The organism is Intestinibaculum porci (assembly GCF_003925875.1).
Taxonomy (GTDB): Bacteria; Bacillota_I; Bacilli_A; order Erysipelotrichales; family Coprobacillaceae; genus Intestinibaculum; species Intestinibaculum porci.
Map to the genome: position 1 here is coordinate 2,852,229 of NZ_AP019309.1, position 15,592 is coordinate 2,867,820.

Genomic DNA, 15,592 nt, shown 5'->3' on the forward strand with positions numbered 1-15,592 from the left:
GAAAACCGCACACAATCTCTTCTCTGGTCAAGTCCTCGGCCTATTAGTGCCGGTCCGCTGAACATGTCGCCATGCTTTCACTCCCGGTCTATCAACCTTATCGTCTTTAAGGGGCCTTACTTGCTAAGCAACGGGAGGTCTCATCTTGGAGGGGGCTTCACGCTTAGATGCCTTCAGCGCTTATCCCTTCCGGACTTGGCTACCCAGCTGTGCCACTGGCGTGACAACTGGTCCACCATCGGTCCGTCCACCCCGGTCCTCTCGTACTGAGGGCAGCTCTCCTCAGACCTCCTGCGCCCACGACAGATAGGGACCGAACTGTCTCACGACGTTCTGAACCCAGCTCGCGTACCGCTTTAATGGGCGAACAGCCCAACCCTTGGAACCGACTTCAGCTCCAGGATGCGATGAGCCGACATCGAGGTGCCAAACCTCCCCGTCGATGTGAACTCTTGGGGGAGATCAGCCTGTTATCCCCAGGGTAGCTTTTATCCGTTGAGCGACGGCCCTTCCATGCGGTACCGCCGGATCACTAAGCCCGACTTTCGTCCCTGCTCGACCTGTTTGTCTCGCAGTCAGACACCCTTATGCCTTTGCGCTCGATGCGTGGTTTCCATCCACGCTGAGGGTATCTTTGGGCGCCTCCGTTACTCTTTGGGAGGCGACCGCCCCAGTCAAACTGCCCGGCTGACACTGTCCCGTACGCGGCTTACGCGTCCCGGTTAGAACCTAAGTGCACGAGGGGTGGTATCCCAACAGCGGCTCCTCGGATCCTGGCGAACCCGTCTCACAGCCTCCCACCTATCCTGTACGTCATGCACCCAGGCCCAATGTCGGCCTGCAGTGAAGCTCCATGGGGTCTTTCCGTCTAGTCGCGGGCAACCTGCATCTTCACAGGTACTAAGACTTCACCGAGTCTGCAGCCGAGACAGCGCCCAAATCGTTACGCCTTTCGTGCGGGTCAGAACTTACCTGACAAGGAATTTCGCTACCTTAGGACCGTTATAGTTACGGCCGCCGTTTACTGGGGCTTCGTATCATGGCTTCGCTTGCGCTGACCACTCCTCTTGACCTTCCAGCACCGGGCAGGCGTCACCCCCTATACTTCGGCTTGCGCCTTCGCAGAGAGCTGTGTTTTTGGTAAACAGTCGCTTGGGCCATTTTTCTGCGGCTCCGAAGAGCACCCCTTCTCCCTAAGTTACGGGGTCATTTTGCAGAGTTCCTTAGCTGCAGTTCTCTCGCTCACCTTGGGATTCTCTCCCTGCCCATGTGTGTCCATTTTCGGTACGGGCCTTCAGAAATTTGTGCTAGAAGCTTTTCCTGGAAGTCTGCTTCACGCTTTTCCGTACTTGCCGCAGCTTTCCGTATGCGTCACGCCTTCGCCTTCTGTGATGCGCATTTCACTGCATCACGGCTACCTCGCTTGCCCCGGCTCTTCCGTCCGCCGGTTGCGCTAGCCTTCTCCGTCACTCCATCGCTCCCTGAAGGGTACAGGAATCTCCGCCTGTCTTCCATCGGATACGCCTTTCGGCCTCTCCTTAGGTCCCGACTCTCCCAGAGCGGACGAACCTTCCTCTGGAGACCTTGGGCCATCGGTGTGCGGGATTCTCACCCGCATCTCGCTACTCACGCCGGCATTCTCTCTTCCATCCGCTCCTCGGGCCCTTTCGGTCCCGCTTCTCCGCCGGATGGAACGCTCCCCTACCATATTTTCATATCCATAGCTTCGGTGTCATGCTTAGCCCCGGTAAATTATCGGCGCAGGGTCATTCGACTAGTGAGCTGTTACGCACTCTTTGAAGGATGGCTGCTTCTGAGCCAACCTCCTAGTTGTCTCCACGTCCCCACTTCCTTTTCCACTTGGCATGCACTTTGGGACCTTAGCTGATGGTCTGGGCTGTTTCCCTCTTGTCCGCGGACCTTATCACCCGCAGACTGACTGCCGCGACTGGACGTGCGACATTCGGAGTTTGATTATGCTCAGTACCTCGGGATGAGGCCATCGCATATTCAGTGCTCTACCTTCGCATGCCGTCTCGCGACGCTAGCCCTAAAGCTATTTCGGGGAGAACCAGCTATCTCCGGGTTCGTTTGGAATTTCACCCCTAGCCACAGATCATCCGCCAACGTTTCAACGGGGGTCGGTTCGGTCCTCCATCGGGTCTCACCCCGACTTCAACCTGTCCATGGCTAGATCACCCGGTTTCGGGTCTGCTCCTCCAGACTCTCGCCCTATTAAGACTCGCTTTCGCTTCGGCTCCGCATATCCTGCTTAGCCTCGCCTGGAAAAGCAACTCGCCGGCTCATTCTACAAAAGGCACGCCATCACCCTTTGACGGGCTCTGACTTCTTGTAGGCATATGGTTTCTGGTTCTCTTTCACTCCCCTCCCGGGGTTCTTTTCACCTTTCCCTCACGGTACTGGTTCGCTATCGGTCACACAGGAGTCTTTAGCCTTTCGGGATGGTCCCCGATGCTTCCGACAGGATTTCTCGTGTCCCGCCGTACTCAGGATCTCCGCTCGCTAAACCTCGGTTTCGCCTACGGGTCTCTCACCCTCTATGGATGTCCTTCCCATGACATTCGGCTGCCAAGGCCTTCGCTTTGTGCGGGTCCTACTACCCCATCTTTCGATGGTTTGGGCTCCTCCGCTTTCGCTCGCCGCTACTTACGGAATCTCGTTTGATTTCTTTTCCTGCAGGTACTTAGATGTTTCAGTTCCCTGCGTCTCGCCTCTCTCCAGCTATGTATTCGCTGAAGGATGCATGAGTCTTGCTCATGCGGGTTTCCCCATTCGGACATCACCGGATCATCGCCTGCTTACGGCTTCCCGATGCATTTCGGTGTTTGCTCCGTCCTTCTTCGCCTCTGTGTGCCCAGGCTTCCGCCATACGCCCTTTCTTTCTTGACCTGAAAGTTGATATGAATAAGCTTGAGTTTACTGACTGTTATTCTTGATCTAACTGTTTCTCTTGTTTATCTTAGCTTTTGCCCACTATACCAGATTCTAGACCTTTGATGTTTCTCTGATCTTATCCTTATATAGTGTTTGCAGGAAGTCTTACTAATCTTAATTAATAAGTCTTCTCTTTGCTTTTGATTGTATGCGGTTTTCAAGGGTCTTCCTTCTCTGCTAAGCAGAGAAAACCGAAAAGAAACACTCATTTCTCCCTAGAAAGGAGGTGATCCATCCCCACGTTCCCGTAGGGATACCTTGTTACGACTTCACCCCAATCATCGGCCCCACCTTAGACAGCTCTCTCCTTGCGGTTGAGCCACCGGCTTCGGGTGTTGCTGACTCTCATGGTGTGACGGGCGGTGTGTACAAGGCCCGAGAACGTATTCACCGCGGCATGCTGATCCGCGATTACTAGCGATTCCAGCTTCGTGCAGTCGAGTTGCAGACTGCAGTCCGAACTGAGAACGGGTTTCTGGGCTCTGCTCAACCTCGCGGTCTCGCTTCCCTCTGCTCCGTCCATTGTAGCACGTGTGTGGCCCAGGTCATAAGGGGCATGATGATTTGACGTCATCCCCGCCTTCCTCCTCCTTGCAGAGGCAGTCTCGCCAGAGTCCCCAACTCAATGCTGGCAACTGGCGACAGGGGTTGCGCTCGTTGCGGGACTTAACCCAACATCTCACGACACGAGCTGACGACAACCATGCACCACCTGTCTTCTCTATAGCTATGAGGAGATCTCTCTCCCTTTTAGATCGATGTCAAGACCTGGTAAGGTTCTTCGCGTTGCTTCGAATTAAACCACATGCTCCACCGCTTGTGCGGGCCCCCGTCAATTCCTTTGAGTTTCATTCTTGCGAACGTACTACTCAGGCGCGATACTTATTGCGTTGACTGCAGCACCGGGATCTGACTCCCGACACTTAGTATCGATCGTTTACGGCGTGGACTACTAGGGTATCTAATCCTATTTGCTCCCCACGCTTTCGGGACTGAGCGTCAGTTGCGGACCAGACCGTCGCCTTCGCCACTGGTGTTCCTCCATATATCTACGCATTTCACCGCTACACATGGAATTCCACGATCCTCTTCCGCACTCCAGTGATCCGGTTTCCGGGGCTTCCCGAAGTTTAGCTTCGGGCTTTCACCTCCAGACCTGTATCACCGCCTGCTCCCTCTTTACGCCCAATGATTCCGGATAACGCTCGCCACCTACGTATTACCGCGGCTGCTGGCACGTAGTTAGCCGTGGCTTTCTATGTTCGGTACCGTCACTCGCATGGCATTTCCTCCATCCGACGTTCTTCCCGTACAACAGAACTTTACGACCCGAAGGCCTTCTTCGTTCACGCGGCGTTGCTCGGTCAGGGTTTCCCCCATTGCCGAAAATTCCCTACTGCTGCCTCCCGTAGGAGTCTGGGCCGTGTCTCAGTCCCAGTGTGGCCGTCCGCCCTCTCAGGCCGGCTAAGTATCGTCGCCTTGGTGGGCCGTTGCCCCGCCAACTAGCTAATACTGCATAGGTCCATCCCCCCGCTGACCATACGGTCATTTAGCGCATCCAGGATGCCCTGAATGCGTCTATGCGGTCTTAGCAGCCGTTTCCAGCTGTTGTCCCCCTCGGAGGGGCAGGTTACCTATGTTCTCCTCACCCGTTCGCCACTGAGCACCAAGGTGCTCCGTTCGACTTGCATGTATTAGGCACGCCGCCAGCGTTCATCCTGAGCCAGGATCAAACTCTCCATTGTTTATGAATGGAGCTTTGAATAAGCTCTTTAAATTACTTCTGACTATTTGTTTTCGGTGTTTTGTTCACCGCTCAAAAATGAGTTCTTTGACGTGTTTCTTTTCAGTTTTCAATGTTCTGCATGCGCTCCTTACCGGAGTGCTCACTAAATATACCATTTTCCTTCCTGCTTGTAAAGTGTTTTTTAAGATTTTTTGAATGTTTCGTTAAAAAATACGGTATACAATCATAATATCCTCTTTAATTGCCTATTTTTACAATTCAGGTCATTTTTATCCTCATAGGAGAACCACAAGCATCGGACATATATTTGCCATTATCTATCATCTTCTTTATTATATAAATCTTGGTCATCTTGATCTAAAGAGGAATTCCTAATCATTTGTTCAATCTTTTCAAATAAATGTGTATCATTTCGTTCAATAATACCATCGATAAATTCTAAAAAAATGTCGTCCATCTCATTATTACCTCCTACCTAAAGAGTAACAGAATATTAGAGATCCTGTTTTCAAAAGAGACTTTTGAAAGGGATGTTTATCCCTTTCATTTCAAAAACATTAATAATCCATCAGCTCCATGTAGGGATCACCATTGAAATCATTACCAGCATCTTGCCTAAACAAGTGAAGACTTCAATAAATAGTCAACTTTCGCTCATTTCTAACCTCTTTGCATTTTCTGATATCATCCTATTAAAAGCTAAACTTCATACTTTATGTGAAGGTATTAAAAACGCAGGTGTCAACTTGATCCAAGGATTCTACTTCTGTAAGCCTGCCCATTAATTGATTTCTAATATATCAATGATCTTTTATCTCTTATTCCCATAAATGGAGACTTTCTTCTTTCTGCAAAGATCTTTTCCACCATCATTGGGCGGATCTTCTGATTCCTTGAAGCTTATACACATTTAGGTGAATAGTTTTTCTTCTTAAATGAGTTACTCACTTTTGTTGGGGAGATTCATTCAGATGCTTATGCTTATTCACATAAATGGTGACTTTCTTCTTTGCTCAAAGCGCTTTTCCACCATCATTGTGCATTTCTCCTCCTTTTTTTATGTTTTTCCACAGTGACGGTGGATATGCCTTCTTTTTTGTTTCGTTAGTCACTGCTTTGGTGGATAAATATGATTATCAGAAATGATGTTCACATTTCATGAGCGCAATTAAAAAAGCGTGAGGTATAAATCTCACGCAAAACAAAAGCACCTCATCTGAGGTGCTATCGACCGGCAGCGTTCTATTGTCGCCATTTCTGACTATCGTCGACGCTGTGATGCTTAACTTCCGTGTTCGGCATGGGTACGGGTGTCTCCATCACGCCATCGCTACCGGATCTCAGGATCTCCCCTGAAAACCGCACACAATCTCTTCTCTGGTCAAGTCCTCGGCCTATTAGTGCCGGTCCGCTGAACATGTCGCCATGCTTTCACTCCCGGTCTATCAACCTTATCGTCTTTAAGGGGCCTTACTTGCTAAGCAACGGGAGGTCTCATCTTGGAGGGGGCTTCACGCTTAGATGCCTTCAGCGCTTATCCCTTCCGGACTTGGCTACCCAGCTGTGCCACTGGCGTGACAACTGGTCCACCATCGGTCCGTCCACCCCGGTCCTCTCGTACTGAGGGCAGCTCTCCTCAGACCTCCTGCGCCCACGACAGATAGGGACCGAACTGTCTCACGACGTTCTGAACCCAGCTCGCGTACCGCTTTAATGGGCGAACAGCCCAACCCTTGGAACCGACTTCAGCTCCAGGATGCGATGAGCCGACATCGAGGTGCCAAACCTCCCCGTCGATGTGAACTCTTGGGGGAGATCAGCCTGTTATCCCCAGGGTAGCTTTTATCCGTTGAGCGACGGCCCTTCCATGCGGTACCGCCGGATCACTAAGCCCGACTTTCGTCCCTGCTCGACCTGTTTGTCTCGCAGTCAGACACCCTTATGCCTTTGCGCTCGATGCGTGGTTTCCATCCACGCTGAGGGTATCTTTGGGCGCCTCCGTTACTCTTTGGGAGGCGACCGCCCCAGTCAAACTGCCCGGCTGACACTGTCCCGTACGCGGCTTACGCGTCCCGGTTAGAACCTAAGTGCACGAGGGGTGGTATCCCAACAGCGGCTCCTCGGATCCTGGCGAACCCGTCTCACAGCCTCCCACCTATCCTGTACGTCATGCACCCAGGCCCAATGTCGGCCTGCAGTGAAGCTCCATGGGGTCTTTCCGTCTAGTCGCGGGCAACCTGCATCTTCACAGGTACTAAGACTTCACCGAGTCTGCAGCCGAGACAGCGCCCAAATCGTTACGCCTTTCGTGCGGGTCAGAACTTACCTGACAAGGAATTTCGCTACCTTAGGACCGTTATAGTTACGGCCGCCGTTTACTGGGGCTTCGTATCATGGCTTCGCTTGCGCTGACCACTCCTCTTGACCTTCCAGCACCGGGCAGGCGTCACCCCCTATACTTCGGCTTGCGCCTTCGCAGAGAGCTGTGTTTTTGGTAAACAGTCGCTTGGGCCATTTTTCTGCGGCTCCGAAGAGCACCCCTTCTCCCTAAGTTACGGGGTCATTTTGCAGAGTTCCTTAGCTGCAGTTCTCTCGCTCACCTTGGGATTCTCTCCCTGCCCATGTGTGTCCATTTTCGGTACGGGCCTTCAGAAATTTGTGCTAGAAGCTTTTCCTGGAAGTCTGCTTCACGCTTTTCCGTACTTGCCGCAGCTTTCCGTATGCGTCACGCCTTCGCCTTCTGTGATGCGCATTTCACTGCATCACGGCTACCTCGCTTGCCCCGGCTCTTCCGTCCGCCGGTTGCGCTAGCCTTCTCCGTCACTCCATCGCTCCCTGAAGGGTACAGGAATCTCCGCCTGTCTTCCATCGGATACGCCTTTCGGCCTCTCCTTAGGTCCCGACTCTCCCAGAGCGGACGAACCTTCCTCTGGAGACCTTGGGCCATCGGTGTGCGGGATTCTCACCCGCATCTCGCTACTCACGCCGGCATTCTCTCTTCCATCCGCTCCTCGGGCTCTTTCGGTCCCGCTTCTCCGCCGGATGGAACGCTCCCCTACCATATTTTCATATCCATAGCTTCGGTGTCATGCTTAGCCCCGGTAAATTATCGGCGCAGGGTCATTCGACTAGTGAGCTGTTACGCACTCTTTGAAGGATGGCTGCTTCTGAGCCAACCTCCTAGTTGTCTCCACGTCCCCACTTCCTTTTCCACTTGGCATGCACTTTGGGACCTTAGCTGATGGTCTGGGCTGTTTCCCTCTTGTCCGCGGACCTTATCACCCGCAGACTGACTGCCGCGACTGGACGTGCGACATTCGGAGTTTGATTATGCTCAGTACCTCGGGATGAGGCCATCGCATATTCAGTGCTCTACCTTCGCATGCCGTCTCGCGACGCTAGCCCTAAAGCTATTTCGGGGAGAACCAGCTATCTCCGGGTTCGTTTGGAATTTCACCCCTAGCCACAGATCATCCGCCAACGTTTCAACGGGGGTCGGTTCGGTCCTCCATCGGGTCTCACCCCGACTTCAACCTGTCCATGGCTAGATCACCCGGTTTCGGGTCTGCTCCTCCAGACTCTCGCCCTCTTAAGACTCGCTTTCGCTTCGGCTCCGCATATCCTGCTTAGCCTCGCCTGGAAAAGCAACTCGCCGGCTCATTCTACAAAAGGCACGCCATCACCCTTTGACGGGCTCTGACTTCTTGTAGGCATATGGTTTCTGGTTCTCTTTCACTCCCCTCCCGGGGTTCTTTTCACCTTTCCCTCACGGTACTGGTTCGCTATCGGTCACACAGGAGTCTTTAGCCTTTCGGGATGGTCCCCGATGCTTCCGACAGGATTTCTCGTGTCCCGCCGTACTCAGGATCTCCGCTCGCTAAACCTCGGTTTCGCCTACGGGTCTCTCACCCTCTATGGATGTCCTTCCCATGACATTCGGCTGCCGAGGCCTTCGCTTTGTGCGGGTCCTACTACCCCATCATATGATGGTTTGGGCTCCTCCGCTTTCGCTCGCCGCTACTTACGGAATCTCGTTTGATTTCTTTTCCTGCAGGTACTTAGATGTTTCAGTTCCCTGCGTCTCGCCTCTCTCCAGCTATGTATTCGCTGAAGGATGCATGAGTCTTGCTCATGCGGGTTTCCCCATTCGGACATCACCGGATCATCGCCTGCTTACGGCTCCCCGATGCATTTCGGTGTTTGCTCCGTCCTTCTTCGCCTCTGTGTGCCCAGGCTTCCGCCATACGCCCTTTCTTTCTTGACCTGAAAGTTGATATGAATAAGCTTGAGTTTACTGACTGTTATTCTTGATCTAACTGTTTCTCTTGTTTATCTTAGCTTTTGCCCACTATACCAGATTCTAGACCTTTGATGTTTCTCTGATCTTATCCTTATATAGTGTTTGCAGGAAGTCTTACTAATTTGAATTAATAAGTCTTCTCTTTGCTTTTGATTGTATGCGGTTTTCAAGGGTCTTCCTTCTCTGCAAAGCAGAGAAAACCGAAAAGAAACACGCATTTCTCCCTAGAAAGGAGGTGATCCATCCCCACGTTCCCGTAGGGATACCTTGTTACGACTTCACCCCAATCATCGGCCCCACCTTAGACAGCTCTCTCCTTGCGGTTGAGCCACCGGCTTCGGGTGTTGCTGACTCTCATGGTGTGACGGGCGGTGTGTACAAGGCCCGAGAACGTATTCACCGCGGCATGCTGATCCGCGATTACTAGCGATTCCAGCTTCGTGCAGTCGAGTTGCAGACTGCAGTCCGAACTGAGAACGGGTTTCTGGGCTCTGCTCAACCTCGCGGTCTCGCTTCCCTCTGCTCCGTCCATTGTAGCACGTGTGTGGCCCAGGTCATAAGGGGCATGATGATTTGACGTCATCCCCGCCTTCCTCCTCCTTGCAGAGGCAGTCTCGCCAGAGTCCCCAACCTAATGCTGGCAACTGGCGACAGGGGTTGCGCTCGTTGCGGGACTTAACCCAACATCTCACGACACGAGCTGACGACAACCATGCACCACCTGTCTTCTCTATAGCTATGAGGAGATCTCTCTCCCTTTTAGATCGATGTCAAGACCTGGTAAGGTTCTTCGCGTTGCTTCGAATTAAACCACATGCTCCACCGCTTGTGCGGGCCCCCGTCAATTCCTTTGAGTTTCATTCTTGCGAACGTACTACTCAGGCGCGATACTTATTGCGTTGACTGCAGCACCGGGATCTGACTCCCGACACTTAGTATCGATCGTTTACGGCGTGGACTACTAGGGTATCTAATCCTATTTGCTCCCCACGCTTTCGGGACTGAGCGTCAGTTGCGGACCAGACCGTCGCCTTCGCCACTGGTGTTCCTCCATATATCTACGCATTTCACCGCTACACATGGAATTCCACGATCCTCTTCCGCACTCCAGTGATCCGGTTTCCGGGGCTTCCCGAAGTTTAGCTTCGGGCTTTCACCTCCAGACCTGTATCACCGCCTGCTCCCTCTTTACGCCCAATGATTCCGGATAACGCTCGCCACCTACGTATTACCGCGGCTGCTGGCACGTAGTTAGCCGTGGCTTTCTATGTTCGGTACCGTCACTCGCATGGCATTTCCTCCATCCGACGTTCTTCCCGTACAACAGAACTTTACGACCCGAAGGCCTTCTTCGTTCACGCGGCGTTGCTCGGTCAGGGTTTCCCCCATTGCCGAAAATTCCCTACTGCTGCCTCCCGTAGGAGTCTGGGCCGTGTCTCAGTCCCAGTGTGGCCGTCCGCCCTCTCAGGCCGGCTAAGTATCGTCGCCTTGGTGGGCCGTTGCCCCGCCAACTAGCTAATACTGCATAGGTCCATCCCCCCGCTGACCATACGGTCATTTAGCGCATCCAGGATGCCCTGAATGCGTCTATGCGGTCTTAGCAGCCGTTTCCAGCTGTTGTCCCCCTCGGAGGGGCAGGTTACCTATGTTCTCCTCACCCGTTCGCCACTGAGCACCAAGGTGCTCCGTTCGACTTGCATGTATTAGGCACGCCGCCAGCGTTCATCCTGAGCCAGGATCAAACTCTCCATTGTTTATGAATGGAGCTTTGAATAAGCTCTTTAAATTACTTCTGACTATTTGTTTTCGGTGTTTTGTTCACCGCTCAAAAATGAGTTCTTTGACGTGTTTCTTTTCAGTTTTCAATGTTCTGCATGCGCTCCTTACCGGAGTGCTCACTAAATATACCATTTTCCTTCCTGCTTGTAAAGTGTTTTTTAGAAAAACTTTTAAATCCGTATTTTTCTTGACGTATTCCTCATTTTTTGTCTCACTTGGCTTCGCTAGTGATTTTTAGGCTATTTTAATCCTCTTTCATTTACGCATGTTAAATACAAAAGAAAAGGCAAGCATAGCTTACCTGATCTTTTACTTCTGATTTTTGAGAAGATCGCGAATTTCGGTTAACAGTTCGACTTCTGGCGATGCCTTTTCTTCTTCCACTGCTTCTTTCTTCTCTTCTAATTTGATGGCATTCTTCGCCCCGTTGATCGCCTTAACCATCGCAAAGATACAGAGTGCCAACAAAACGAAGTTAATAAATGAAGCGACGAAAGCTCCCCATTTGATTGAGACGGTACCAACAGCTCCAACCGGGATCTTAGTGACTGCTTCATCAAGCGATGCTGGAATTTTAATGATTCCAGAGATAATCCCCATTAACATATTGACTAATGCGGTGACAACATCTTTGAGAGCACCCCCTAAGATGACCCCGACAGCCATGTCAATGACATTGCCAGTAAAGGCGAATTCTTTAAATTCTTTCCACAAGTTTTTCATATCTATTTCTCCTTCGCATATATTTGAATGATTATCCTAGCGCAACGTCTAAGATCATCATTAATGCAAATCCCACGGCAAAACCTATTGTGGCGATGTTAGAGTGTTCGCCGACACTCGCTTCAGGAATTAGTTCTTCGACAACGACATAAACCATAGCCCCAGCCGCAAATGATAAGAAATAAGGAATCCATGGCAACATGATATGCGCTAATAAAATAACTAACGCACCACCGATTGGTTCGACGATTCCCGACAGTGTGCCCATCACAAAGGCTTTGTTTTTAGATACGCCTTCCGCTCTTAACGGCATTGAAATTATGGCGCCTTCCGGGAAGTTCTGGATCGCGATTCCTAACGCTAAAGCGAAAGCTGCTGAAACACTCATGACTGAATGGGCAGCCGCCGTCGCTGCGAAAACGACACCAACAGCCATCCCTTCTGGGAAATTGTGAATAGTAACTGCAAGAATCATCATTGTTGTTTTCTTCAAATGAGAAGGACGTCCTTCAGGCGTCGTAGCCTCTAAATGTAAATGCGGCACCAACTGATCAACCACCAGCAACATCAGGATCCCTAAAGAGAAACCGATGACTGATGGGACAAAGGCTAATTTCCCCCAGTCTTTGCTTAATTCCATCGCCGGAATCAAGAGTGACCAGACAGACGCTGCCATCATGACCCCGCCGGCAAAACCTAACAGTATTTTTTCTAATAATTTATTGAGCTGGTCTTTCATAAAATAGACCATTGCTGAGCCTAACGTCGTTCCGATAAAAGGAATGACTAAGCCAATAATTGCACTTTTATCCATAAATGCACCTTCCTTTGAACTTCATTCTATCCTAATGTATTCAATCATGCCATCGATATGCATTATGCATTTGCTTTCTTAGTAAAGCCGCGTTTCATCGCAATGACAAAGGTTGTCGCATAACCATCTAAATGCCCTAAAGAGATCGTCCCGCCATGCAATTCCACAATCCGTTTCACAATGCTCATGCCAAGACCTGTCCCTTTGCCTGAGGTGCGCGCTTCATTAGTAGTCACAAAGGCTTCAAAAATGCGGTCACCGATTTCATCAGAGATGCCGACGCCATCGTCAGCCACATAGATCGTCATCTTATCATTGTGTTCCGTAACTTTCACCAAAATATGTGTTCCTACGGCATTATATTTCAGCGTGTTATTGATCAGGTTATCAAAGACTCTTGGGAAGAGATTGAGATCAATGCTTGCAAGTTCAATATCATCAGGAATTTCCGTATCAAGGAAGAACCCTTTGAGACGAATTTCTTCTTCTCGAGATGATAAGTAAGCCGCTAGCCATTCATGGAAATCCACTTCAACACAATTGAGTTTATATTCTGGATGTTCCATACGCGCATAGGCAAATAAGGAATCCATTAATTCAGAAGCCGCAATGGCTTTCTGATTAATCGTCTGCAGATAAGATTCTACACGATCTTCGGGAACCTTATGATCCGCTAGAGCTTTTGCATACCCTTGTACAACCGTTAACGGCGTCTTTAAATCATGTGAGACATCGACAATCATCCGCTGACGGTCACGATTTGCTTTATCTTTTTCCGCTTCCGATTTAGCGAGAGCTTCCATCAGATTTTCAAAGTTCTGCACGACATCTTCAAATTCTGCCGGCATGGATTTTTTATCCACAAAAGCTGGCTGTCCTTTCGCATAGGAAAGCATCGCTTCATTTAACGGCTGCAGGGAACGTTTGATTGAACGATCAAAGATCGCCGTCTGTAATAAGATTAATAAGATGACTAAGCCAATCGGAATCGGAATGTATTTAACGATATCTCTTTCCGCTTCATCATAGGCGACTTTAGTAAACGTTGGATAAACGTAAATAAAGGTCCGGGCTTTGCCTTTATGATTGTTATAACTATATTTCGTGACCGAAAATTCATTTTGATTGGCATCGATCAGCTTCCCGCTAAGCAGGTTTAATTCGCTTTTGGTAAGCTGATTGACCGTAAAGAGCGTTCCAGACACTCTCTTTAAATGGGCATCAACGATCAGGTGACCCGTTGAATAGATCGTTTCATCTTTTCCGGTTTCACAGCGCTGAATATAATAGCCATTTTTATAAGGACCGGATTTATATTTAGTAATACTATAATTCGCGGTAGAATTATAGTTTTCAATCATATAGGTATCGCTGCCCTTGATCTGATTTTTTAATTCTTTCTCACTGGCATATAAAACCTTATTTTTCTCATCAAAGACAATAAATGAACAGTCTTTAAAGTTACCGATCGGAATATCCGCGTAATGATCCGTTTTCATTTCTGTTTTATATTTCAGAATATCTTCCATGGTCGAAAAGGAATTATTAAGCAGATAGGTATAAATAAAGATAAACCCTAAATACAAAGCTAATAACAAAACGGAAAAGATTGTAAAATGCACCACGCAAATCCGTAAAAAGCTATGTTCTTTAAAGGCATCTTTTGATAATGGGAATTTCAATGTTCTCAGCTCCTTAAGGACATTATATAATAATTTCTTTTATTTGAATATGAAAAAAGCTACTGTGTAGGTAGCTTTAATCAAATAAATGTAAATATTCAAAAGCCTTGTATAAGCCATCATGATTGACATCATCAGTTATATAATCAGCCGCCGCTTTAATCTCTAGACCGCCATTGCCCATCGCCACATTATACTGACAGCAGGCAAACATTGATAAATCAATTTTCGCATCCCCAAATGCAATCGTCTCTGAAGCATCCTCATGTAAATAATCTAATAAAACATGAATGGCATGCTCTTTTGTAATGCCTTTAGGCCCTAAGTCACCAAAGAGCGCCTGTTCATCACGACCGCCCCAGGTATTCGCAACCAAGTTGGGAAATTCTTTGATGGAATCTAAATGATCCTGATAGCTGCGTAAGACAAAGGATACTTTATTGACATCTTCCCGATACAGATCTTCACCATGTAATAGCGTATAATCATTGACGGCATCCTGTTTGAATGCTTCAGGATGATCAATCGTCTTGCCTTTGCCAATGACATATTTATACATTGCTTCAGGGCCTTGCTTGACATAGTAATCATTAATATACAGCCCGCTGTTAGCTTCTAAGTAGAAGCCAATCTGACGCGCATTACACCAATCGACGATATGTTTGACTTCCGCTTTGCTTAATGCCTGATGCATGACCACTTTGCCATGATCTTCGACATAGCCGCCATTAGCGCCAATCATCCCATCAAGTTCCATACTGCGAAAATCGCGCATCGCAATTTCAGCTTTTGAGCAGCCCGTGCAAATATAGACGCGATGCCCGTGTGCGCGGGCTTTATTAACCGCTTCTTCCGCTGAAAGCGGCAATTTCGCTTGATAGTCGATGAGGGTACCATCGACATCTAAAAAAATAATTTTACTCATTTTAACATTCCTTTTCTCGATTCATCTCATCACGGACATACTGCATCCGACGATCGAGATCCTTAGTCATATCAGCACAGGTTTTCATTTCGTCCGAAAGCATTACTAACTGCTTTGGTGACAAATTCTTTTTGTATCGTAATTTATGTTCTAAAGAAGCCCAGAAATCCATTGCAATCGTTCTTAACTGCACTTCCACTTTCATCATTTTCTTACCGGTTGATAAAAAGATGGGTACTTCCACAATCAAATGAAGAGAACGATAACCCGATGGTTTAGGATTTTTAATGTAGTCCTTCCGTTCAATGAGGGTGATATCATCCTGTGCTAACAGATAATCTGCCAGCATATAAATATCTTTTTCAAAGCTGCAGATCACACGAATTCCTGCAATATCAAAAATTTCATTTTGAATAGAATCCAAATCAAAACTGATACCTTTGCGTTTCAGTTTCCGTAAAATACTGTCATAGCTTTTGATACGGGATTTGATTGATTCAATCGGATTATCATCGTACTGCAGTGAAAATTGTTCATCAAGGACCCGAAACTTCGTTTCCACTTCCATAATCGCACAGCGATAATAAGTGAATAATTCCTGAACCGGATCCATTTGTGATTTGATCGCACTGAGAAATCTTTCTAATGCGATATCCTTTACGTCCAT

Annotated in this window: 6 protein-coding genes and 5 rRNA genes; all 11 read right to left on the minus strand. The window is 48.8% G+C overall.

Going from position 1 to position 15,592, the window contains the following annotated elements; all coding sequences use genetic code 11:
• Nucleotides 1–23: 23 nt before the first annotated feature.
• Nucleotides 24–2,910 (minus strand): 23S ribosomal RNA (locus SG0102_RS13700).
• 264 nt (nucleotides 2,911–3,174) lie between these two features.
• Nucleotides 3,175–4,700 (minus strand): 16S ribosomal RNA (locus tag SG0102_RS13705).
• Nucleotides 4,701–5,015: 315 nt separating this feature from the next.
• Complete coding sequence (locus tag SG0102_RS15425; RefSeq protein ID WP_157983067.1) at nucleotides 5,016–5,159, minus strand: hypothetical protein; 144 nt, start codon at nucleotides 5,157–5,159, stop codon at nucleotides 5,016–5,018.
• A gap of 772 nt (nucleotides 5,160–5,931) precedes the next feature.
• Nucleotides 5,932–6,040, minus strand: a 5S ribosomal RNA gene (gene rrf, locus SG0102_RS13710).
• 39 nt (nucleotides 6,041–6,079) lie between these two features.
• Nucleotides 6,080–8,966, minus strand: a 23S ribosomal RNA gene (locus SG0102_RS13715).
• A 264-nt stretch (nucleotides 8,967–9,230) separates the two neighbouring features.
• A 16S ribosomal RNA gene (locus SG0102_RS13720) occupies nucleotides 9,231–10,756 on the minus strand.
• The 16S, 23S and 5S rRNA genes sit together here, the layout of an rRNA operon.
• Before the next feature lie 334 nt (nucleotides 10,757–11,090).
• Complete coding sequence (mscL, locus tag SG0102_RS13725) at nucleotides 11,091–11,504, minus strand: large conductance mechanosensitive channel protein MscL (RefSeq protein ID WP_125120458.1); 414 nt, start codon at nucleotides 11,502–11,504, stop codon at nucleotides 11,091–11,093.
• A gap of 31 nt (nucleotides 11,505–11,535) precedes the next feature.
• On the minus strand, nucleotides 11,536–12,318 hold the full coding sequence (locus SG0102_RS13730) for a ZIP family metal transporter (RefSeq protein WP_125120459.1): 783 nt from the start codon (nucleotides 12,316–12,318) through the stop codon (nucleotides 11,536–11,538).
• A 62-nt stretch (nucleotides 12,319–12,380) separates the two neighbouring features.
• Nucleotides 12,381–14,000 carry a sensor histidine kinase gene (locus tag SG0102_RS13735; RefSeq protein WP_125120460.1) on the minus strand — a complete coding sequence of 540 codons (1,620 nt, stop codon included), beginning with the start codon at nucleotides 13,998–14,000 and terminating at the stop codon, nucleotides 12,381–12,383.
• Between the two features lie 76 nt (nucleotides 14,001–14,076).
• Nucleotides 14,077–14,925, minus strand: coding sequence for an HAD family hydrolase (locus SG0102_RS13740; protein ID WP_125120461.1), 849 nt, complete (start codon nucleotides 14,923–14,925; stop codon nucleotides 14,077–14,079).
• Between the two features lies 1 nt (nucleotide 14,926).
• Complete coding sequence (locus SG0102_RS13745) at nucleotides 14,927–15,592, minus strand: GTP pyrophosphokinase (RefSeq protein WP_125120462.1); 666 nt, start codon at nucleotides 15,590–15,592, stop codon at nucleotides 14,927–14,929.